This is a genomic window from Hymenobacter latericoloratus, from assembly GCF_014199535.1.
GTDB lineage: Bacteria > Bacteroidota > Bacteroidia > Cytophagales > Hymenobacteraceae > Hymenobacter > Hymenobacter latericoloratus.
Window position 1 is genome coordinate 802,777 of the sequence record NZ_JACHNV010000002.1, and the last position, 23,210, is coordinate 825,986.

The 23,210-nt window shown below is 63.8% G+C and carries 14 protein-coding genes and 1 riboswitch; of the genes, 8 read left to right on the forward strand and 6 right to left on the reverse strand.

The genetic code is table 11. The features are described 5' to 3' along the window. The first annotated feature begins 318 nt into the window (after positions 1-318). On the forward strand, positions 319-861 hold the full coding sequence (locus tag GGU46_RS09110; RefSeq protein ID WP_183403210.1) for a hypothetical protein: 543 nt from the start codon (positions 319-321) through the stop codon (positions 859-861). 135 nt (positions 862-996) lie between these two features. Here the strand turns inward: GGU46_RS09110 and GGU46_RS09115 are convergent, their stop codons facing one another. Continuing rightward, the gene (locus GGU46_RS09115) at positions 997-2,796 is read right to left on the reverse strand and encodes a glycosyl hydrolase 53 family protein (RefSeq protein ID WP_183403211.1); all 1,800 of its coding nucleotides are present in this window, start codon (positions 2,794-2,796) and stop codon (positions 997-999) included. A 484-nt stretch (positions 2,797-3,280) separates the two neighbouring features. On the opposite strand from GGU46_RS09115, the gene galB reads away from it, so the two are divergent. Continuing rightward, positions 3,281-5,770: a beta-galactosidase GalB gene (gene galB, locus GGU46_RS09120; RefSeq protein WP_183403212.1), complete on the forward strand. Its 2,490-nt coding sequence runs from the start codon at positions 3,281-3,283 to the stop codon at positions 5,768-5,770. Positions 5,771-5,867: 97 nt separating this feature from the next. Here the strand turns inward: galB and GGU46_RS09125 are convergent, their stop codons facing one another. The 3 genes from GGU46_RS09125 to GGU46_RS09135 form a co-directional block, all read right to left on the reverse strand. After that, the gene (locus GGU46_RS09125) at positions 5,868-8,753 is read right to left on the reverse strand and encodes an FG-GAP-like repeat-containing protein (protein WP_183403213.1); all 2,886 of its coding nucleotides are present in this window, start codon (positions 8,751-8,753) and stop codon (positions 5,868-5,870) included. Positions 8,754-8,921: 168 nt separating this feature from the next. Then, the gene (locus GGU46_RS09130; protein ID WP_139923193.1) at positions 8,922-9,215 is read right to left on the reverse strand and encodes a hypothetical protein; all 294 of its coding nucleotides are present in this window, start codon (positions 9,213-9,215) and stop codon (positions 8,922-8,924) included. Between the two features lie 60 nt (positions 9,216-9,275). Next, positions 9,276-9,827: a fasciclin domain-containing protein gene (locus GGU46_RS09135; RefSeq protein WP_183403214.1), complete on the reverse strand. Its 552-nt coding sequence runs from the start codon at positions 9,825-9,827 to the stop codon at positions 9,276-9,278. Positions 9,828-10,011: 184 nt separating this feature from the next. Next, a riboswitch (Fluoride riboswitch) is annotated at positions 10,012-10,085 on the forward strand. Positions 10,086-10,135: 50 nt separating this feature from the next. Here GGU46_RS09135 and GGU46_RS09140 point away from each other — a divergent pair. Then, positions 10,136-11,419 (forward strand): chloride channel protein, encoded by a 1,284-nt coding sequence (locus GGU46_RS09140; RefSeq protein WP_183403215.1) that lies wholly within the window; start codon positions 10,136-10,138, stop codon positions 11,417-11,419. A 25-nt stretch (positions 11,420-11,444) separates the two neighbouring features. Here the strand turns inward: GGU46_RS09140 and GGU46_RS09145 are convergent, their stop codons facing one another. Further along, entirely contained in the window at positions 11,445-13,538 is a 2,094-nt protein-coding gene (locus tag GGU46_RS09145; RefSeq protein WP_183403216.1) for an ExeM/NucH family extracellular endonuclease, read from the reverse strand. Positions 13,539-13,805: 267 nt separating this feature from the next. Between GGU46_RS09145 and GGU46_RS09150 the strand changes: the two genes are divergently transcribed. Next, positions 13,806-14,120: a hypothetical protein gene (locus tag GGU46_RS09150; protein ID WP_183403217.1), complete on the forward strand. Its 315-nt coding sequence runs from the start codon at positions 13,806-13,808 to the stop codon at positions 14,118-14,120. Positions 14,121-14,188: 68 nt separating this feature from the next. Here GGU46_RS09150 and GGU46_RS09155 read toward each other — a convergent pair whose 3' ends face one another. Beyond that, complete coding sequence (locus GGU46_RS09155; RefSeq protein ID WP_183403218.1) at positions 14,189-15,367, reverse strand: LacI family DNA-binding transcriptional regulator; 1,179 nt, start codon at positions 15,365-15,367, stop codon at positions 14,189-14,191. 334 nt (positions 15,368-15,701) lie between these two features. Between GGU46_RS09155 and uxuA the strand changes: the two genes are divergently transcribed. Genes uxuA through GGU46_RS09175 form a run of 4 tightly spaced genes read left to right on the forward strand, consistent with a single transcriptional unit; the run spans position 15,702 to position 23,166 of the window. After that, positions 15,702-16,952, forward strand: coding sequence for a mannonate dehydratase (uxuA, locus tag GGU46_RS09160; protein WP_183403219.1), 1,251 nt, complete (start codon positions 15,702-15,704; stop codon positions 16,950-16,952). Between the two features lie 47 nt (positions 16,953-16,999). Next, positions 17,000-19,108, forward strand: a complete 2,109-nt coding sequence (locus GGU46_RS09165; protein ID WP_183403220.1) for an alpha-glucuronidase family glycosyl hydrolase — start codon at positions 17,000-17,002, stop codon at positions 19,106-19,108. Positions 19,109-19,139: 31 nt separating this feature from the next. Further along, positions 19,140-19,952, forward strand: a complete 813-nt coding sequence (locus tag GGU46_RS09170; RefSeq protein ID WP_183403221.1) for an SDR family NAD(P)-dependent oxidoreductase — start codon at positions 19,140-19,142, stop codon at positions 19,950-19,952. 55 nt (positions 19,953-20,007) lie between these two features. Then, positions 20,008-23,166: a SusC/RagA family TonB-linked outer membrane protein gene (locus GGU46_RS09175; protein ID WP_183403222.1), complete on the forward strand. Its 3,159-nt coding sequence runs from the start codon at positions 20,008-20,010 to the stop codon at positions 23,164-23,166. Positions 23,167-23,210 lie beyond the last annotated feature (44 nt).

Sequence of the window (23,210 nt, forward strand, 5' to 3'; positions counted from 1 at the left end):
TGAGCGGATAAGGCTAGGGTAGAAATCGGGCGGGGAAGATAGGCAGTAAGGCGAGGATTTGCCGGAAAAACCGCGTTACAGAGCTCTGACCGGTGCGGGAGGCTATGAAGCTGTTTGGAAAGTCAGCGACAGGTATCAGAACGTCATGCTGAGCGCAGTCGAAGCATCTCTACCGCTTCGTTGAACGAACCTGGCGAAGCGGTAGAGATGCTTCGACTGCGCTCAGCATGACGTTCTAGACTTTCCAAACAGCTTCTATACCTTGCGGGCCATCTGCCTTACCCGGCGGCTACTGCACCGCTACCGTTCACCTGCTACATGGAATCCTGGCGCACCGTCTATGATTTCGCCGACCGCCTGCCCAACTTCGGCGTTATGGCTATTCCGCTGCTGCTTGCCGCGGGCGGGTTCGGGCTCTATCAGCACCACAAGGCCTCCACGGATGAGACGCTGATGCCGGTTTTTGGCATCACGAAGCGGCGCTATCAAATGCTCATGGGCCGCATCCTGATGGGTTTTGCGGGGCTGATAGCTCTTATTGTTATTCCCAGCCAGCTGCTGGAGTACACGCGCACCCGGCAGGCCTACACCCAGCGCCAATACCAAACGGTGGAGGGCGCGGTGGCCGACTTCGACCCCATGCCCTACGGGGGCCACCGCCACGAAACCTTTACCGTGGCCGGGGTGCCCTTCGCCTTTTCCGACTACGACGAAACCGACTACGGCTACAACCACACCGCCTCGCACGGCGGGGCCATCCGGGCGGGCCTGCGGGTGCGCATTGCCTACCTGCCCACCGAGCGGAAAAACGTCATTCTGAAGCTGGACACCCTTGCGGCCCGCCCGCCGGACGGCCGGTAGCAAGACCGGCCGCCCGCGTCGTGGGGCCGCACTGGCTGCCGTAACCTGCCTGCTTGCTAACAGCAGGGCCCGCGCTACTTCCGGGGCAGGAAGCAGCGCGGGCCGTATGAGGTAAGCGCCGGTAGCTGGGAAAGGCTACTGCTTGATGAACTTGTGGGTTTCGAGGCGGCCTCCGCCCTCCAGGCGCACCTGGTAGAGGCCGGCCGCCAGCCCCGATACATTGAGGCGCTGGCCGGCGGGCGAGCTGGTGAGGGTGCGGGTGAGTACGGGCTGCCCGGTGGCGGAGTAGATGCGCACGGTAGCCGCGCCTACCCCCGTGGGCAGGGTCAGAGTCAGCACATCGGTTACGGGGTTGGGGTAGAGGCGGCTGGTGACGGCCGCAGCCGGTCCAGTGCTGCTCAGGGCCGGAGCCGAGGTCTGGAAAAACTCCACGTTATCGAGGCTGCACCAGTTGCCCGCGTTGGCATCCGACCACAGCCCGATTTCGCACTGGCCCTTGCTGACCTGAATGCCCGTAATCTGAATCTGGGCCCAGGCCTCGGTGACGGGTAGGGCCACGGTCTTTTCTACGCCGTTGAGGTTGTGGGCGTAGAGGTGGCAGGCTTTCTGGCCGCCGCCGTTCAGCACCCAGGCCCGCAGGGTGTAGGTGCCGTTGGGCAGGCCGTTCAGCAGCTGGAAGGTGCTGGCCTGGTAGGGCGTGCCCAGCCAGTGGGTGAGGCGGTAGGTGCCGTGCTGGCCGCCGGTTTCGGTTTTGTCGGCGGCCTGGTTGGCGGTGTTGTTGGCCCAGGTGGACCAGGCGGTAGGGTTTTGGGTGGTGGCGCCGTTGGCCTCGAAGCTGGGGTTGGCCAGCAGGTTGGTAATGGGCGCCGTGGGCGGCGGGGCGGTAGGCGTCACCAGAAAGGCGTTCAGGGCCGGGGAAGGCTTGCCATCATTACCCCAGGCGCTGAGCTGGTAGCCGCTGAAGCTGCGGTAGCCCTGGGGCTCCCAGTAAAACACGCCCAGGCCCTGGCCGTTGGGCACGGCCGCCACGGCATTCTGCACGGCCACCAGCATGTCGTAGGCGTTCTGGGGCTGGTTGGTGCAGTCGGCGCCCACTTCGGCTACTATCACCGGCTTGCCGTAGCGGCTGGCCAGGTCGGTGAGGTTCTGCTGCAGGCCGCTGATGGACACGCTGTAATCCTGGTTTAGCCAGTAGGGGTAGTACGAGAGGCCGATTACGTCGTACTTGCCGCCGTTGGCGGTCAGGCGGTCGAAAAACGAGCGGAACCGGGCGTTGTCGTGGCCCTTGTCGAGGTGCACTACTACTTTGGAGGCGGGGCTCACGGCTTTCACGGCCTCGTAGCCCTGGTTAATAAGCTGGGTGAGCTGGGCGAAGTTGGTGGCGTTGCCTTCGGGCCAGAGCATGCCGTTGGGAATTTCGTTGCCTACCTGCACCCACTCCGGGGTTACCCCGTTGTTTTTCAGGGCCGTCATGACGCTGAAGGTGTGGTCGTACACATCCTGCTGCAGCTGCTGGAAGCTGTGGCTGGCCCAGGCGGCGGGTTTGGTTTGCTGGCCGGGGTCGGCCCAGGAGTCGCTGTAGTGAAAGTCAATCATGAGCCGGAAGCCCAGGTTTTTGGCCCGCGTGGCCATTTGCACTACCTCGGCCGGGCTGCAGTGGCCGTTCACCCAATCCACCATGGAGGGGTTCACCCACACCCGCAGCCGAATGGAGTTAATGCCCTTGCTTTTCAGAATCTGGAAGCAGTCCTGCTCCACGCCCTGCTCGTTGTAGAACTTGTAGCCATTGGCTTCCATCTGCTGCAGCCAGCTGGTGTCGCCGCCCTTGGCGAAGGTTTGGGCCGTAGCGGAAAAGCAGCCGAGCAGGTTCAGGCACAGCGCCACCCCAACAAACAGGGCCCGCCGGAATGTACGAGTGAGGAAAGGTGGTTTCATAGGGAACAGAAGTGAGAAAGGGATGACAACGGAAGGCTTGGCCGGGGCCTAAGCCAGCGTAGCCGGCAAATAACCCCCGGAAGCTACCCTGCGGGGCGCGGGCTAGCCGCACAGCCGGGCTACTGCTACCACCAAATATAAAGGAAATATATGCAAACGTTTGCACCTGCGCTCAAGGATTACTCGCTCTGGTTCCGGCAAGCTCAGGGGCATAAAACAGGTCAGCGCACAGAACTATGCAAAACTACAGATGAGTAGGAACGCCTGAAATAGTCTGTTTTGCCTTATACTTACGCAATCGTTTATGCAGGGTAAATGGGCCGGCCGGTTCGGGGCGGTAGCCCTACCCCGCGGGTCAGCTTCGGCCTAGTGGTTCACCAAGCAGGGTTGCGCCGCGAAAAAGCTGGCTCCCGCTACTCCTGCCTTGCCCCCATTCCCGCCTGTTCAGCGCGGGCTGACTGTTTTCTTCCTTTTTACTGCACCTATGACAAAAGACTTTTTCGCGCGGTTGGCGCTCCGGGGCGTGGCCGCAGGGGCGCTCCTGCTGCCGGGTTTCATGGCCGCAGCTCAGGCGCGCCAGGAATATCTGCTCACCAACGACTGGAAATTTGCCCGCGGCGACCAACCCGCCGCCCAGCAGCCCGGCTTCCGCGACGCCAAGTGGCAGACGGTGAGCGTGCCCCACGACTGGGCCATTTACGGTCCGTTCAGCAGCACCAACGACCTGCAAAAAGTGAAGATTGAGCAGAACAACGAGCAGCAGGCTACTACCAAAGCAGGCCGCACCGGCGGGCTGCCGTTTATTGGTACGGGCTGGTACCGGCGGCAGCTGTTGGTGCCGGGCTTCGGGCCGGGCAAGCGGGCCGTGCTGCTCTTTGATGGGGCCATGAGCGACGCCCACGTGTTCGTGAACGGGCAGCAGGTGGCCGCGTGGCCCTACGGGTACAATTCGTTTTTCGTGGACGTGACGGGCGCGCTCAACGCCTCCGGCCCGAACACCCTGGCCGTGCGCCTGCAAAACCTGCCGGAGGCTTCGCGCTGGTACCCCGGCGCGGGGCTCTACCGCAACGTGCACCTCATCGTGACCAACGATGTGCACATTCCGGTGTGGGGCACCTACCTCACTACCCCCGAAATCAACGCCGACTACGCCAAGGTAAAGCTGCGCACCCAGGTAGAAGCCCCGGCCGGCGCCACGCCCGCCCTGCGCCTGCAAACCGAAATCCGCGACGCGCAAGGGCAGGTGGTAGCTACCCTTACTACCCCGCTCCGTGTTACCGACGGCCAGACCTTCGAGCAGAACCTGGTGGTGCCCCAGCCCCGGCTTTGGTCGCCGGAAACGCCGGTGCTCTACACGGCTTCCTCCAAACTCTTCGCCGGCGAAGAGCTCAAAGATGAGTACGAAACCCGCTTCGGGATTCGCTCTTTCGCTTTTGAGGCCGGGAAGGGCTTCTCCCTGAACGGGCAGCCGCGCAAGTTCAGGGGCGTGTGCAACCACCACGACCTGGGCCCCCTGGGCGCGGCCATCAATACGGCCGCCCTGCGCCGTCAGCTCACGCTGCTCAAGGATATGGGCTGCGACGCCATCCGGACCGCCCACAACATGCCCGCTCCGGAACTGGTGGAGCTCTGCGACGAAATGGGCTTCATGCTGATGGTAGAGTCCTTCGACGAGTGGAAAACGCCCAAGGTGAAGAACGGCTACAGCCAGTATTTCGACCAGTGGGCCGAAAAGGACCTGGTGAACATGGTGCACCGCGACCGGAACCATCCCAGCGTGATTATGTGGAGCATCGGTAACGAGGTACCCGACCAGAGCACGGCCGGCGGCAACAAAATTGCCAAGCGCCTCCAGGACATCGTGCACCGCGAGGACCCTACCCGCCCCGTGACCATGGGCATGGACCGTTTCGACGACGACCTGAAAAACAACTTTGCCTCGGTTATTGACATTCCGGGCTTCAACTACAAGCCCCACCGCTACCCCGAGGCCCAGGCCAAACTACCCCAGGGCATGATTCTGGGCTCCGAAACGGCCTCCACGGTCAGCTCGCGCGGGGTGTACAAGTTTCCGGTGGTGCAGGCCAAGGAGCAGCGGTACCCCGATAATCAGTCCTCGTCCTACGACCTGGAGGCCTGCAGCTGGTCGCAGGTGCCCGACGACGAGTTTGTGGCCCAGGACGAGCTGCCCTACACCCTGGGCGAGTTCGTGTGGACCGGCTTTGATTACCTCGGCGAGCCCACGCCCTACGATGAGCGGTGGCCTTCGCACAGCTCTTACTTCGGGATTCTGGACCTGGCCGGTATGCCCAAAGACCGGTACTACCTCTACCGGGCCCGCTGGAACACCCGGCAGCCTACCCTGCACCTGCTGCCCCACTGGACCTGGCCCGGCCGCGAGGGCCAGACCACGCCCGTGTTCTGCTACACCAGCTACCCCTCCGCCGAGCTGTTCGTGAACGGCAAAAGCCAGGGCCGCCAGACCAAAACCACCGCCGGCAGCCCCCAGGCCCGCTACCGCCTGATGTGGACCGAGGTGAAGTACGAGCCTGGCAGCATGAAGGTAGTAGCTTACGATGCCGCCGGCAAGGCCGTGGCCGAAGAGGAAGTGCGCACCGCCGGCCAGCCCCACCACATCCGGCTGGTGGCTGACCGCACTACCCTCCGGGCCGACGGACAGGACCTGGCCTTCGTGACGGCGCGGGTGGAAGACGCCCAGGGCAACCTCTGCCCCGAGGCTACCCCCCAGTTGCAGTTCAGCGTGGGCGGCGCGGGCCGGTTCCGGGCCGTCGCCAACGGCGACGCCACCAACCTGCAGCCCTTCCACGAGCCCCGCATGAAAGCTTTTCAGGGCCAGCTGGTGGCCCTGGTGCAAACCACCGACAAGGCCGGCAACGTTCAGCTGAGGGTTTCTGGCAAGGGCCTGAAAGATGGTGTGATTCAGTTGCAAACCGCCAAAGTCGCCGGGAAGTAGCCACTGGCAAAAGCCTGGGCTAAGCGGCTCGGCTATACACCGAAAAAGGCCCGGCGCTACGTAGCGCCGGGCCTTTTTCGGTGTTGATGGGGGTAGGCTATTCTACTATCAGCTGCGCAGACTGGGTGCCGCTGCGCAGGATGTAGAGCCCCGGAGTAAGGCCGCTCAGGTCGAAGCTGGGGCCGGCCGGCTGGCGGCGCTGCTCCCGGCCCAATACGTCAAACAGCACCAGTGGGGCGTGAGGGGTAGCATGCTCCAGGCGCACTACCTGCCGGGCCGGGTTGGGGTACACCACCAGCTGCGGAGCCGAAGCCAGGGCTGTGGTGGGCTGCCGCACGGGTAGCACGGTGCCCGTGAAAAGCCCGTTCAGACGCACCGACAGGCTGCGCGCGGCCCCGTGGGGTAGCAGCGCGTCCAGGTCGCCGTCGTTGTCCACGTCGGCCAGCAGAATATCGGAAGGGGAGGGTCCTACCCCCACCTGCCCGCCGGCAGGGGGCACCGTCAGGCCACCTTTGCCGTCGCCGAAGCGCACGGCCATCCGGCTGCGGTAGGTAGCCGAGGTAACCACATCCAGGTTGCCATCCCCGTTCACGTCGCCGAGGGCTACGCCGGAGGGGTCGAGGACCACGCGCAGGCTGGCGACGGCCGGGGTAGTGAAAGCGCCGGTACCCGTGCCCAGCCGGATGCAGATATTGGTGCCGCCCCCGTTGAGGCCTTCCACGCTGCAGATGACAAAGTCCAGCTTGCCGTCGTTGTTCAGGTCGCCCAGGGCAATGTCGTTGGGCTGGTCTTCGCCCAGCTGCACCTCGGCCGGGGCGGGCGCGGCGGGCGGAGCAAAGCGGCCGGTGCCATCACCCAGGCGAATAGAAACCGAGCCCGCCAGGCGTTCATTGTAGTTGGCGGTGGCAAAATCCACCTTGCCATCATGATTAAAGTCGCCGGCGGCCAGCGCCAGGGGGGCATTGCCAACCGGAACCTCGGGTACGGCTGGCCGCGTGAAGGTGCCCGTGCCGGTGCCCAGCCGCACCGAAACCTGGCCGCTGTTGCGGCTGCAGCCGAGCAAATCCAGGTTGCCGTCGCCGTTCAGGTCCGTCAGGACCATATCCACCAGATCGAAGAGGATAGCCACGGGCGGTACGGAGGCAGGCAGGGGGCTGAACCCGCCGCGCCCATCGCCCAGGTAAATAGCCAGCCGCGAAGCAGACTGAACCGTAATGTTGGTCACGAAGTCCAGGTTGCCGTCGTTGTTCAGGTCGCCCAGGGCCAGGCAGCCGGGGTAGGTACCAATACTGCTGATGTCGGCGGGGGTAGGGGCGGGCGGGGCAGCAAAGCGGCCTTTGCCGTCGCCCAGGCGCACGGAGGCTACGCCCTGCATCGTAATGCTGAGGATGTCCAGGCGGCCATCATTGTTCAGGTCGCCTACGGCCATCTTGATGGCAGCATCGGCCAAGGGCACCGTTTCGCCGGCGGGCACCACAAAGCGGCCCGCCCCGTCGCCGAGGCGCACCGTCATGCTGTACGAGCTGATCGTCGTGGAGGAGTAGTAAATGCCCATATTGCCGGCCAACAGGTCAGGCTGCCCGTCCTTGTTGACATCGGCGAGGGCCAGGGCGTAGGGTTGCAGCCCCACCGTAACTTCGGGTACGGGGGCCGGGCTGAACCCGCCGGCCCCGTTGCCCAGGCGCACCGATACGGTGTTGTTGTTCTGCTGATTATTGGCCGTGACAAAGTCCAGCCGGCCGTCGCGGTTGATATCAGCCAGAACAATGTTGCGGGGCCTGGGACCTACCTTCACCTCGGGCACGGCCGGGGCCGTAAAGTTGCCGCTACCGTCGCCGAGGCGCACCGACACGGAGTTGGTGTTGCCGCTGGTAGTCAGGATATCGGACGTGCCGTTGTTGTCGATGTCGCCGAGGGTAATGGCGTAGGCATCGGGCGCCACAGCTACCGCGGGGCGGGCCGTAAAGCCCCCAGCTCCATTGTTCAGGCGCACCGACACGGAGCTACTCGTGGAGCCGGTAGTCAGGGCAAGCAGATCAGGCCGGCCATCGGCGTTTACATCGGCTGCGGCCAGCTCCAAAGGAGGCGAGTCGATGGAAATGAGGGGCTGGGCCGTGAAGCCACCCTTGCCATTGCCATAGTACATGGGCACTTGCGTGCTGCCGTTCATCCCCACGGCGAAATCCAGGTTACCGTCGAGATTGAAGTCCGCCACGGTTAGTCCGCGCAGCTCCCGCCCCTCCGGATAGATATTTCCACCCGACACCGGAACCTTGAACCGACCGGTACCGTCGCCCAAGGAAACAGCCACTGCCGAACTTGATCCATCAGCTATCAGCAGGTCCAGGAATTTATCTTGGTTGAAGTCGGCCATCACCAGGTTTCTTGGCGAAGTGCTGCCGCTGTAGGTGGTGGCGGGAATGGGGGCCGGCGGCGGGGTAAAGCCTCCCTGCCCATCGCCCAGGCGCACGGCCAGTTCGAACCCTGATCCGCCGGCTACAAAGTCAGGGTTGCCGTCGTTGTTGATGTCGCCCACGGCCATGTAGCGCGGGCCCAGGTCCAGGTTGACATTCTCATCTAGAAAGCGGCCCGTGCTGGGGGCGGTGGCGGCGGTGAACTGGTAGAGCGAAGCCGCGGCCAGGGCCGCTCCGGCCTGGCTGGTAGCCTGCGTGCTGATGCCCACCTGCACCGGCTCGCCGGCCAGCAGGGGCTGGTTGGGCGTAAAGGAGAGGGTAGGGGTGCCGGCGCCCTGGAAAGTGCCCGCCAACCGCCCCCGCCAGGCGCTTACAACCCGCACGGCATCGGGCGAGGCCGCCTGGGCGCTCATGGGCTCGGAAAAAGTAAGCTGCAGCGGGCCGGTGCGCGGGGCCGCTACGGCATTGGCCCGGGGCAGCTGGCTCTGGAGGTAGGGCGCCTGAGCCCGGGCCGCACCCGCCGCTAACAATCCGCCCATTAAGAATAAAGACTTGTAGAATAGAGCCATGCAGTAAGGAAATGGGGCTAAATAATCTGCTAAAGGTAAGGCCGCGTGGAGCAAAGGCCGCGAAATAGTTTCCCGGCTACCCCCGCCGGCCCGCACAAACCGGCGGGGGCGGAGCCCATAAAAAAAGCGCCGACCCGGCTGGGTCGGCGCTGCGTGGGCGCTTTTGGTTTACACCGTTACACTTTCCTCTATGGCCTCGGCAATGCTGATTTCCTCCAGCGGGGGCACCGGCGCAAAGCGCGACTCATGGAAATTAGCTTCCGGAAAGCCGGGCGCCACCTCCGCGTTGTTGATTTCATGGAGGGTAATGCCGTAGCCGCGGTGGGTATCGTAGAGGCCGCGCACGGTGTAGATGGGGCCCCGCTTGGGGGTTTGGATGTTGGGGTTCTGGACCAGCAGCAGGGTAAAGTCGTCGTTGGTGCAGATAACTTCCTGCCCGATGTGGAATAGCGGCGGTTTCATGGCGGCAAAGGTAAGGCGAACGTCGGGGCCTTCGCACTCCGGCTGGGGGTAGGGGCGGGGCTATTTCTGAGCCGGGGCCGCGGCGGGCGTCAGCACGGTATCAATGGAATGAATCACCCCGTTTTCGGCCACAATATCATCGTCAATGATGGTGGCCACGGTGCCTTTGCTGTCTTTGAGCGTGATGCTGTTGGGCTGGCGTACCACGGTCAGGGTTTCGCCCTGTACGGTTTGCAGCTGCAGCCCATCGGTAAGATTAGCCGCCAGGTAGCTGCCGGGCACTACATGGGCACCAAGGAGCTGCGCCAAGCGGCCTTTGTTGGCGGGGCGCAGCAGCTCGTTGAGCTTGCCGGCGGGAAGCTTGTCGAAGGCCGCGTTGGTGGGCGCAAACACGGTGTACTTGGTGGCGCCCCGGGCCGCATCTTCCAGGCCGGCGGCTTTCACGGCTTTCATGAGGGTCGTGTGCTCCGGGGAAAGCTTCGACATACCCAGCAGGGTGCCGTTGGCCGTGGCATTCACGGCCTCTCCGGTTTGGGCCGCGGCCGGGCGGGCGCCCAGGCCCAGGGTAAGCAAGCTGCCCAGCAGCAGGGAAAAGCAGAAGGTATGACGCATGGCAAACAGGTAATGATTTATAAAATAGCTGTTTACGCCAGGGTCGGTTTGTGGTTCAGTAAAACCTACCCCGGGGCTGCCCGCCGCCCGCGCCTCGCTACGGCCGCGCCGCTGCCAGACCGGCGGGTTCAGCAACCTTCCGGGGGTAGGAACTGTGCCCAATGCGGGGCGGCGCTATCTTTACCCCGCATACGGTGATGGATTTCCACCACGGACCGCCGGCGCCCCGGGCCCCGCGCTGATGATTCCTGCTGAACCGGCTGCTGCGGTAGCGGCCGGGGTGCCTCATCGTGTTGTTCGTCTTGCGTATGCGTCCTCTTCCTGCGTTTCTGCGGCTGCTTCCGGCCCGCCTTCGTTTGCTCAATACCCCGGCTACCCTATTGTTTGTGCTGCGCTGGGTGCTGCTGAGCGGCTTGGTAGGCGTGGCGGCGGGTTCGGCTTCGGCCTTCTTTCTGGTGGCTCTGGACTGGGTGACCAACTGGCGGGAGCTGCACCCCTGGGCGCTGGCCTTGCTGCCGGCCGCGGGCTTCCTGATCGGGTTGGCTTACCACTACTTCGGTAGCCGGGCGGGGCGGGGCAACAACCTCATTCTCGAGGAAATACAGGCGCCGGCCGGCCCCGTTCCGCTGCGCCTGGTGCCGCTGGTGCTGGGCGGCACGCTGCTGACCCACCTGTTTGGGGGCTCGGCCGGCCGCGAGGGTACGGCCGTGCAGATGGGCGCTGCCCTGGCCGACCAACTGCCGCCCCTGCTGCGCCTGCGCCCCCACGACCGGCGCCTGCTGCTGCTGGCGGGCATGAGTGCGGGCTTTGCCTCGGTGTTCGGGACGCCGCTGGCCGGGGCCGTGTTTGGGCTGGAGGTGGTCCGGCTGGGCTCCATTCGCTACGAGGCCCTGCTGCCGGCCTTCCTGGCTGCTCTCAGCGCCGATTTCGTTACGCGGGCCTGGGGCGTAGGCCATACCCACTACCCCCAGCTTTCTGCCCTGCCCGTTACCCCGGCCGGAGTGGGGTGGACCCTGCTAGCCGCTGCGTTGTTTGGGCTGGCCGCCCGCAGCTTTGCTACCCTCACCCACTGGCTGAGCCGGCAATTCGCCCGTATTTCCTACCCGCCGCTGCGGCCCGTAGTGGGCGGAGTGCTGCTGGTGGCCGCCGTGTGGGCACTGGGAACTACCCGCTACATCGGGCTGGGCGTACCCGTTATTGCAGAGGCATTCCGGGTCCCGCTGCCACCCCAGGATTTTCTGCTGAAGCTGCTGCTCACGGCCCTTACGCTGGGTTGCGGCTTTAAGGGCGGCGAAGTAACGCCCCTGTTTTTTATGGGGGCCACGCTGGGCAGCGCCCTGGCCGTGGTGCTGCCGCTGCCGGTAGCGCTGCTGGCGGCCATGGGCTTTGTGGGCGTGTTTGCGGGCGCGGCCAATACCCCCCTGGCCTGCCTGCTCATGGGGCTGGAGCTGTTTGGGACGCTGGCCGGCGGGTATCTGGCCCTGGCCTGCGTGGTAGCCTACCTGTTCTCGGGCCACCGGGGCATCTATTCGGCGCAGCTGATTGAGCAGGCCAAGCACCCGCGCCCGGGCCGGCGGTTGGGGAAGGTATAGGACGAGCAGGGGGTAGGAAAAGACCCTACTCCTTCATGACCCGTAGGGTTTGGTTGATACCCTTGCCTCGTAGCTGCACCACGTAGATACCCGGCGCCAGGTGGGCCGTGTACCGGTTCAGCTCGGCCTGTAGCAAAGCCCTCGAGCCTTGCAGGTGCAGCAGGGGCGGGCCCTGGGGTAGGCCTAACTCCAGGGTAAGCGGCCCCGTGCTGGCCAGCAGCTGGTACACGCGGTTGCCGGCGGTAGGGGCGGGGTACACAAACAGGCGGGCTTGGGCCGGGTTGGCCGGCCGGATGCCCGCAAAGTTCAGCCCGATCAGCACCGGGTCGTGGTCGGAGGAGCGGAAGGGGCTGTTGGCATCGGTGGCTTCGCCGGCTACATCGTACTGCTGAAACAGGGGCTCAAAGGAATTGATATTCCACTTGTGCACATCAATAAAGCCCACCAGATTAGGCGTCACGATGCAGTGGTCGAGGGAGCCGGTAAGGCCCTTAAATACGTAGGACGCGCTGGTAGGCGGGGTTACGGCCACCAGCCCGGCCGCCCGCAGAATGTCAAGGGGGTCTTCCTCGTAGTTGGCATTGTAGTCGCCGAGGCAGAGCACGCGCCGGGTGCCGGCCGGCACTACGGTGGTGTTGATGAACTCCACCAGCGCCCGCGCCTGCCCGCGCCGCCGGTCGTTGGAGCCGCCCTGCCCGTCGTTCTGGTCGGCGTTCAGGCCCGTGCCGCTGCCCTTGGACTTGAAGTGGTTGATGACCACGGCCACCGTATCGGGGCGGGGCTTGCGGCGGGTGATGAAAAGCTGGGCCAGCGGGGGCCGCTCGAACACGCCCGGCACCGCCGCCACCAGAGCGGGCCCCAGCAGCCGTACCTCGGCCGGCTTGTAAATCAGGGCGCAGTGAATCTGGTCGGTGTTGTTGGGCTGTTGGGTGGCGCCGCCGTCGTTTACGGCCGCGTACACTTCGGCCCCGGCGGCCTGGTTCAGCCCGTTCACCAGGTCCTGGATGGCCGAGGCCGGCCCCGTGCCGTCATTCTCAATTTCCGTCAGCCCGATGATATCGGCGTTGATGGCGACCAGGGCCCGGATGATTTTGCTGCGCTGGCGGGCAAAGTCGGCCACAGTTTTGGCCCCGCGACTGGTCGGGAAGCCGCCCCCAATGCCATTGCCGTTAAAGTAGTTCAGTACGTTGAAGCTGGCCAGCTTCAGGTCCAGGGGGCCAAACTTCGGTACGGCCGGCCGCACCACCGTCAGCAAGGGCGCCTCGGGACCGGGCAGGGGCTGCACCCGCCACTGATTGAAGCCGTAGCCCAGCACGCCCCGCAGCACCGTCACCGTGCTGCCCACCCGCACGGTGCGGTAGGTGGCATCGGTGTACGGAATGGGCTGGGGATTGGAAGCCGCGCTACCGTCGTCGAGCAGAATCGAGCGGTCGAGGTTGGCAGCCTCGTACTGCCGGATAGCGGCCAGGTTGCTGGTGCCGGTGCTGGTAGTGCCCGTGGCGGGGTTGTCGTTGGGGTCGATGAACTGGGTAGGCTGAAACAGGGTGCCGCCGGGGGTAAGCGTGAGCTCGCCCCGCCGCTGTAGGTTGTACACATCGGTAACCGTTAGGGGCCCCGAAAACTGCACCCGCATGCCCTCGTAACGCTCCAGGCCCGCCGCCGAGAAGGTGGCGTTCGGCAGCACCGTGAAGGCCGGCAGTGGGTTGCCCGAAGAAATGACCGTAACAGTAGGCTCTGTCAGGACTGCCTGCCCGGAAGAAGGCGCCGCGGGACCCTCGAGCACGGTGCCCGTCACGCGCACCAAGTCGCCGGCCCGGACGGTAGCCCCGGGCTGCACCACAAAAAGAGCATCCGAGGTGGCCGGGTCGGCATCGGCGGCGGCGGCAGGCTCCTGCACGTAAAACCCACCCGGCGCCAGGCCGTTGTACGTGGCCGTCACAATAGCCTCAATGGTGTAGGTGCCCGGCGTAGCCGCTGCCCCACTGCCCTGAATCTGGCCGATGCGGGAAATGGCCGCCTGTTGCTGACCGGAGTATGAAACCTGCGGCGGAGTGGAGGAGGCAAGCATGCCCCAACCCGCCAGCGCCAGCTGGCAGGCGAGTAGTCCTGGTAGCTTCATGCGTCACTGAAATCAAAACCCCGCTGGAAGAGCGAGATAGATTTATAAAAGTAATATTATTTAATAAAATAATTATATAATGTATCCTGCTGATGCGGTTACCTACTCTAATCAGGGTTAGTACTTAGGCTGTCGTGTACGGGTTAGGCCCGGCCGGCCCCGCGACAGAATCAACGGTTTACCGACTTTTTGCAATGAACCGCGTATAGGCTCAGTAATCGGCTGATAGCCTATCAGCAGCACATTGTTCCATCCAACCTGCATTCTATGAAACTCACTTCCCTTTCCGCATGGTCTGCCCGTTTAGCGGCAGCGGTAGTATTCTGCGGCGGCGTTGCCCTGGCTTCCTGCTCTACCACCAGCACAGATAGTCCGGCCGGTTCCGGCACGGATGCCTCTACCAGCGGCTCCACCAGTGGCTCAGCTACCACGGGCTCTACCAGTGGCTCTACTACGTACAGCACGTCGGGTGCCAACACTACCGGCAGCACTTCCGGTAGCACGTCGGGCGTTACTACCACGGGTACTACCAGCGGCACTACGGGCACCACAGCCGGCAACACCACCGGTACCACGCGCTAGACTAAGCAGCTACTGCTGCCAACATCGGCCGGAATTCACGCACTAAAGCGGGAGTTCCGGCCGGTTTGTTAAATATCCAGCTTGAAAAACTCGCCCTTGTTTTTCAGCGAGGATTGCCGGATAACCAGGTCGCCGGTAATAACGAAGGTGCGGGGCTGGAACTGCTCTTTTTCGCGCACCTGCTCCAGAAACAGCCGCGCTGCCTGCTGCCCAATGCGGTAGGGGTGCAGGTTTACCGTGGTCAGGCCGGGCTCAATCATGGAAGCCATAAACTCGTCGCCGAAGCCTACCACCGCCACATCCTCGGGCACGCGCAGCCCCCGGGCCTTGAGGGCCACCAGCAAATCGAAGGCGTTGGTGTAGTTAATGGCAAAGATGGCATCCGGGGGGTGGGGGAGGGCCAGCCAGGAATCCAGGGCGGCTACCGCCTGCTCGGGCTTGAAGTTGATGTGAATGCGCAGCTCGTCGCGCAGGGGCAGGCCGTATTTCTGCAGCGCGCTGACGTAGCCGGCCAGGCGGTTGCGGCTGATGAGCAGGCCCTCGGGCCCGGCCAGAATGGCAATGCGCCGCGCCCCCTGCTGAATCAGGTGCTCCGTCACGCTGAAGGCCCCGTTCCAGTCGTCCAGAATTACTTTGGCCGTATCAACCTCGTTGCACACCCGGTCAAAGTGCACAATCGGGATGCCCCGGCTGGCGGGCTGCTTTACGTGGTCGAAGTTTTCGGTTTCGCGGGAGTGGCAGATCAGCAGCCCGTCCACGCGGCTGGCAATCAGGGCCTGTACGTTGCTGACCTCCATATCGTAGGACTCCTTCGACTGGCAGATCATGACGCGGTAGCCGGCCTCGGCGACTACTTGCTGAATGCCACTAACGGCCGTAGCGAAAAAGGGCCGCTCAATATCCGGAATTACTACTCCAATGGTTTTGGTTTCGCTGCTTTTCAGGCTTTGCGCCAGCAGGTTGGGCTGGTAGTCGAGCTGGCGGGCTACCTCCAGAATAGCCTGCCGGGTATTCACGTTGATATCGGAATGCCCGTTGAGGGCCCGCGAAACGGTGGAAGGCGCTACCCCCAGCTCTTTGGCCACGTCGCTGATGGTAGTCTGGCGGCGTTTTTTCTCGGGCAGGGGCAGAGCCTTCTCGTCGGTGAAGTGGTAATTACACGCCTTGCAGTGGTACCGCTGCCGCCCCCGAATGAAGCCGGCGCGCATCACGGCGTCGGCCGACCGGCACTTGGTGCATTTAATCATGGGTGGAATTGAATTATTTCAAAGGTGGGCAGATGATTCGGAAAGTCAAGGCCAAGGCGGTACTTTTTCGTTCAAGGATAATCTACAGAAAAATTTTTACTGCATCCGGTATTCCTGCTGCCTATCGAAAACGTTTCCGAAAACGTTTTCGATATTTTTATTTAGAAATCAGGTATTTAGGCCGGTTTTTAGGTTGCTAATCCACTGAATTGTTCTTCTATCTTCGGTAGTAAGTACTCCCTAACTGCCGCGTTAACCGAAAAGGTTACTAAGTAGGCAACGGGGCTGCTTCTGAATAGTTAATAGGACTTTTTGGTTAGAAGAGTACGCGTTTATGCTGCACACCATGCGCTGGTTCGGGCCCCAGGACCCGGTTTCCCTTTTCGCTCTCCGCCAAGCTGGCTGCGCCGGCGTGGTTACGGCGCTGCACCAGCTGCCCGTGGGCGCCGTCTGGAGCCAGGAGGATATTCGGGCGCGCCAGCAGCTAGTGGAAGCTGATAACGACCGGTACGCTCCCCTGCACTGGGCCGTGGTAGAAAGCCTGCCCGTGCACGAAGACATCAAGAAAGGCCGGCCCGCCCGCGCCGAGTACATCCGCAACTACCAGCAGAGCCTGCGCAACCTGGCGGCCTGCGGCATTAGTACGGTGTGCTATAACTTTATGCCGGTGCTGGACTGGTCGCGCACCAACCTCCACTACGAGATGCCCGACGGCTCGCGCGCCCTGCGCTTCGTGTGGGAAGACTTCGCCCTGTTCGACCTGTGCATTCTGCGCCGCCCCGGCGCCGAAGCGGACTACGAGCCGGAGGTGGCCGCTGCGGCCCGCGCCAAGTTTGCTACCCTGACCCCGGAAGAAATTACTACCCTCACCAACGTGGTGCTGCTGGGCCTGCCCGGCTCCGAGGAGGCGTTCGAGCTGGACGGCTTTCAGGAACTGCTGAACGAGTACGCCGCCATTGACGCCGCCGCCCTGCGCGAAAACCTGTACTACTTCCTGCGGGAGGTAGGGCCGGTGGCCGAAGAAGTGGGCATCAACCTCTGCATTCACCCCGACGACCCACCGTTTCCGCTGCTGGGCCTGCCCCGGGTAGTAAGCACCGAGGCCGACCTGGTAGGTTTGCTGCAGGCCTACGACTCGCCGGCCAATGGCCTGACCTTTTGCACTGGTTCCCTGGGCGTGCGGCCCGATAATGACCTGCCCGGCATCGTGCGGCGCCTCGGCAACCGCATTCACTTTGTGCACCTGCGCGCTACCAAGCGCGAGGAAAACCCCCGCAACTTTCACGAAGCCGACCACCTGGAAGGCGACGTGGACATGTACGCCGTGGTGCAGGAGCTGGTGCGCGAGGAGCGCCGCCGGGCCCGCACCGGCGAGGGCAACCCCAGCCTGCCCATGCGCCCCGACCACGGCCACCAGATGCTCGATGATCTGGAGAAGCGCACCTACCCCGGCTACTCCGCCATTGGCCGCCTGCGCGGGCTGGCCGAGCTGCGGGGCCTGGAGCTGGGCATCCGCCGCAGCCTGGAAGCCACGGAAGCAAGCGCCCAGCTTTCCGCCGAAACGTCCGCTACCCGCTTCGTTTAGCCTAACCCGTTCCCGCCCAACCCCGACCTTCCTACCTGTTTCCTCCTATGCTACCTCGCTTTTTTCTGCTACTCGCGCTGCTCTGTTTCGGTGCCGGCCTCCAGGGGCGCGCCGATGATGGCTACCGCCTGTGGCTGAAGTACGATGAGCTGCCCGAGGCCGGCCTGCGCAAGGCCTGGCAGGCCCAGGCGCGGGGTATTGTGGTGGAACGCAACGCAACCCCCACCCTGCAAACCGCCGCGCACGAGCTGCAACTCGGGCTGCAAGGACTGCTGGGGCGCCCGGTGCCGATAGGGGCGGCGCCGGGCGGTAGGGGTAGCATTCGGCTGCGCGTAGCCCCGGACCCTGCCCTGGGCCAGGAAGGCTACCGCATCACAAGCCAGAAAAACGGGCTGGAAATTACCGGCCCCACCGATGCTGCCGTGCTCTACGGCTGCTTTGCCCTGCTGCGGCAGGTGCAGACCGGCCAGCTGCCTGAAAAGCTGAATCTCAGCAGCCAACCCCGCATTCAGTACCGCCTGCTCAACCACTGGGATAACCCCAACGGCACCGTGGAGCGCGGCTACGCCGGCTCCTCCATCTGGAAGTGGCTGGAGCTGCCCGACCGCCTCGACCCCCGCTACCAGGACTACGCCCGCGCCAATGCTTCCATCGGTATCAATGGGGTAGTACTCAATAACGTAAATGCCAGCGCCCGCTACCTCACGGCCGAATACCTGCAAAAGGTGGCTGCCCTGGCCGGCGTAATGCGCCCCTACGGCATTCGGGTGTATCTCTCGGTGTTCTGGGCCGCGCCCAAAGTAATTGGGGGCCTCCCCACCTCCGACCCCCTGGACCCCCAGGTGCAGCAGTGGTGGAAAGCCAAAACCGACGAAATCTACAAGACCATTCCCGACTTCGGGGGCTTTCTGGTGAAGGCCAACTCCGAAGGCGAGCCCGGCCCCCAGGACTACGGCCGCAACCACGCCGACGGCGCCAACATGCTGGCCACGGCCCTGGGCACCCACGATGGGGTAGTCATGTGGCGGGCCTTCGTGTACAAAGCCAACTCCAAGGGCGACCGGTTCAAGGAAGCCTACGAAGAGTTTCAACCCCTCGACGGCAAGTTCAACCCCAAGGTGCTGGTGCAGGTGAAAAACGGCCCGATTGACTTTCAGTCGCGGGAGCCGTTCCACCCGCTGTTCGGAGCTATGCCGCGCACCCCCCTGGTGCTGGAGGTGCAGCTGACCCAGGAGTACCTGGGCTTTGCTACCCACCTCGTGTACCTGGGCCCGCTGATTAAGGAATGTCTTGAAGCTGATACGCACGCCAAAGGCCCCGGCTCCACGGTAGCTAAAGTGGTAGATGGCTCCCTGGAAAAGCACAGCCTCAGCGGTATTGCGGGGGTAGCCAACATCGGCTCCGACCGCAACTGGACCGGCCACCCCGTGGGGCAAGCCAACTGGTACGCCTACGGCCGCCTGGCCTGGGACCACACGCTTAGCTCGGCGGCCATTGCTGAGGAATGGACCAAGATGACCCTGACCCGGGAGCCCCAGGCCGTAGCCAGCGTAACCCGGGTCCTGAATCAGTCGCGGGATATTTATGTGCGCTACACCACGCCGCTGGGTTTGCACCACATCATGGGCCAGAGCATTCACTACGGCCCCGAGCCCTGGCTGGAGAAAAGCGCCCGCCCCGACTGGACCTCCGTGTACTACCACAAGGCTGATGCGGAGGGCCTCGGTTTCAACCGCACCGCCAGCGGCTCCAACGCCCTGAGCCTCTATGCCCCCGGCGCCCGCCAGGTGTGGAGCAACCCCGCCACCTGCCCCCCCGACTACCTGCTCTGGTTCCACCATGTGGGCTGGGGGCAGCAGCTGAGCACCGGCCGCACCCTCTGGGATGAGCTGACCACCCGCTACTACACCGGCGCCGACTCCGTGCTTTGGATGCAACGGCAGTGGGAGCAGGCCAAGCCGGCCGTGGACCCCGAGCTGCACGCCGATGTAGCCGCGCGCCTGCGCATTCAGCACCGCGAGGCCCTGTGGTGGCGCGATGCCTGCGTGCTCTACTTCCAGACCTACGCCAAGCGGCCCCTGCCCCCCGGCCTCCCGCCGCCTGCCCGCCCCCTGGCCGAAATCAAGGAGCTGGTGGATATCTACCAGCTGCGCTAACTCCCTACAAGACAGTTCTATTCCTTCTCGCATGGCACACATCGAGTCCTTTGTTTCTCCGCATACCCAGCCCAATGGGCAGCACCAGCCGGGTACCTTCTCCCTGGAAGGCAAGTTGGCCCTCGTGACGGGGGGCGGTACCGGTATCGGGCTGGAAATAGCCCGGTGCATGGCTACGGCCGGCGCTACCGTCATCATCACGGGCCGCCGCGAGGCCGTGCTGCAGGAGGCCGTGGCCGACCTGGGGCCCTCGGTGCACTATCTCACCAACGACGTGTGCGCCCTCGATACCCTGGAGGACCTGGTGGAGCAGATTGAAACCACCCACGGCCCGCTGGATATTCTGGTCAACAATGCCGGCATTAACATGAAGAAACCGGCCCTGGATGTCACCGATGAGGAGTTCAGCCGCATCATCCATACCAACCTGAACGCCGTGTTCGCCCTGACCCGGGTGTGCGCCCGCCGCATGGTGGAGCGCAAAAGCGGCGTGATTCTGATGATTTCCTCGATGGCCGCCTACTACGGCATTGATCGGGTAGTAGCCTACGCCGCTTCCAAATCGGCGGTGGAGGGCATGGTGAAGGTGCTGGCCTCGGAATTCTCCAAGCACAACGTGCGCGTGAATGCCATTGCCCCCGGCTTCATTGAAACCGAAATGAGCCGCACGGCCATGAACTCTGACCCCGACCGCCGCGACCGGGCCATGCGCCGCACGCCCATGGGCAAGTTCGGGCAGCCTTCCGATATCGGCCACGCGGCCGTGTTCCTGGCCTCCGAGGGGGCCCGCTACATCACCGGCGCCTCCTTACCCGTCGATGGTGGTAATTCCATCGGTTTTTAACTTCTGCTGCGGCGGATAACCTGCAACATCCCACAATTTAAAGTTCCCACTCCTCATGCAATCAACTATACGAAAATCGGCCCTTGGGCTGGGTTGGCCGCTGATGCTTGCTGCCGGCCTGCCACTAACCGGCGCGCTGCTGGCCCCTACGCAGGTACAGGCGCAAACTGCCCGTACCATCACGGGCCGGGTAACCGACCAGGCTACTGGCGAAGGCATTCCGGGCGTGACGGTGCTGGTGAAAGGCACCTCCGCGGGGGCTTCTACCGGTACTGACGGCTCCTTTACCGTACAGGCCCCGGCTGGCGGCACTACCCTGGTGTTCTCGGCCATCGGCTACGTGTCGGTGGAGCGGCCCATCGGCTCGAATACAACCTTTAACGTTACGCTATCCACGGATGCCAAGGCCCTGAGCGAGGTAGTGGTGGTAGGCTACGGCGTGCAGAAGAAAAGCCAGGTAACGGGCGCTATTTCCTCCGTAGATGAGAAAAGCCTGCGCGACGTACCGGTAGCCAACATCGGCCAGGCCCTGCAGGGCCGCGCCGCCGGCGTGAACATCTCCAGCGCCAGCTCCTCGCCCGGCCAGAACCCGGTTATCCGGATTCGCGGTAACCGCTCGTTTGCCGGCTCCAACGACCCGCTGCTGGTGGTGGACGGGGTGCCTTTTGACGGGAACCTGAACGACTTGAACCCCGACGACATCACCTCGCTGGAAGTGCTGAAGGACGCCTCCTCCACGGCCATCTACGGGGCCCGCGGTGCCAACGGCGTTATTCTGATTACCACCAAGCGCGGCAAAACCGGCGCCCCCCGCGCCACCTATAACGGCTACTACGGCACCAAGCGGGCCATTGGCTACTTCGACCTGCAGGATGGGCAGGAATACTACAACTTCCGGCGGCAGGCCTACCTGGCCAACGGCATTGCCAACCCCGACAACACGCCCGGCTTCCTTACCGACGACGAAAAAGCCAACCTGGCCGCCGGCCGCACCACCGACTACCAGGATCTGCTCTTCCAGAACGGCCACATCCAGAACCACTCGCTGGGCCTCTCGGGCGGTACCGAGCAGACGCAGTACTCGGCTTCCCTGGGCTACTACGACGAAACGGGCATTGTGCCCGTGCAGCGCCTGCAGCGCTACTCCCTGCGCGCCACCCTGGACCAGCAGATTGGCAAGCGGGTGAAAATCGGCCTGAACACGCTCAACAGCTTCACCGACCAGGACGATCCGGGCCTGAACATCATCAACGGCATCCTGACGGGTAGCCCCCTGGCTTCGCCCTACGACGCCAACGGCAACCCGGTGCTGTTCCCCAACACCGATACCGCCCTGGGCAACCCGCTGGCCTTCTACACCGAAGACGCCCACCTGGACAAGCGCCGCCGCATCCGCACGTTCAACAGCCTCTACGGGCAGGTCAACATCCTGAAGGGCCTGGATTACCGCCTCAACATTGGTCTGGACGGCCGCTCGGAAAACAACGACTCGTTCTTTGCCTCCCAGACCCCGGCCCGGGGCGGCGGACAGAACGCCGCTTCCCGCTCCCAGAACCTGGCCTTCAACCTGCTGGCTGAAAACATCCTGACCTATAACCGCACGTTCGCGGAAAAGCACGATATGAACCTGACGGCTCTCTACAGCGCCCAGGAATACCGTGCCGAAGGCTTCAACGCCGGCTCCCAGAACCTGCCCACCAACTACCAGCTCACCAACAACCTGGGCGCGGGCACGCCCACGGCGCCGGGCAGCTACCAGAGCCAGTTCGACATCATCTCGTACATGGGCCGCGCGAACTACTCCTACGACAACCGTTACTCCGCCACCGTAACGGTGCGCGTGGACGGTTCCTCGCGCCTGGCCCCCGGCAACAAGTACAAAGCCTTCCCCTCGGCCGCCGTGGCCTGGAATATTGCCAATGAGAGCTTCCTGAGCAGCCAGTCCTGGCTGAACGCCCTGAAGCTGCGCGCCAGCCTGGGCCGGGTGGGTAGCACCGCCGTGAACCCCTACCAGACGCTGGGTTCTCTGCAGTCGGCCCTGGGTAACGGGTATTACAACGCCGGCGGTACGGGCCTGATTGGGGTGGTACCGGCCACCATCCCCAACCCTAACCTGGGCTGGGAGTACACCACCACCACCAACTTTGGTCTGGACTTCGGCTTCTTCAACAACCGCCTGGCCGGCTCGGTAGAAGTGTACCAGCAGCGCACCTCCGACCTGCTGCTGCCCGACGCCCTACCCACCGCCAGCGGCTACAGCTCCTTCACCCGCAACATCGGCCAGACCCAGAACCGTGGTCTGGAAATCAGCCTGACCACGGTGAACGTGCGCACGGCCAGCGGCTTCGAGTGGGCTTCGGACTGGAACTTCACCGTGAACCGCGAGAAGGTGCTGGACCTGGGCCTGGGCGACGACGAGAACGGCAACCCGCGCAGCGACCTGGGCAACCAGCGCTTCATCGGCCAGCCCCTGTACGTGATTTACGACTACAAGAAAGCCGGCATCTGGCAAACCAACGAAGCCGCGGAAGCTGCTAAGTATAACTCCCGGGTTGGCCAGATCAAAATTCAGGACCGCAACGGCAACGGTACCATCGACCCCGGCGACCGGCAGATCATCGGTACGCGCCAGCCCAAGTTTGAGGCCGGCACTACTCAGCGTCTGCGCTTCAAAGGCTTTGATCTGACGGCCGTGGCCCTGACCCGCGTGGGCGCAACCATCGTGGATCCGCTGCTGTTCGGCAACTCCTACTTCACCACCTTTGAGGGCCGCCGCAACCAGGTAAACCTCGACTACTGGACGCCCAGCAACCCCACCAACGCCTTCCCGCAGCCGCGCCAGGGCAACGGCGACTTCCCGCCCTACAGCCAGACGCTGGCCTACGTGAGCGGTACCTTTATCAAGGTGCGCAGCATCGACCTGGGCTACTCCCTGCCCGCGGGCCTCGCGGAGAAAGTGCGCGTGAGCAGCGCCCGCCTCTACGTGCAGGTGCAGAACCCGCTGATCTGGTCGCCGCTGGCCTTCTACCGGAAAAACAAAGCCATTGACCCGGATGCGCTGTCGTACTCCACGCGCTTCTCGGCTTCGGGCCCCAGCGGTATTGCCTTCGCCGAGGGTGACCTGAACGGCAACGTGAACAGCACCACCGCCGGTCGGGGCGTGAACTACCCCGCCACCCGCGCCTTTATTGTGGGCCTGAACCTGGCCTTCTAGTTTCACCTCTCTACTCTTTTTCTGGGCTTCCCACGCCCGCTTTT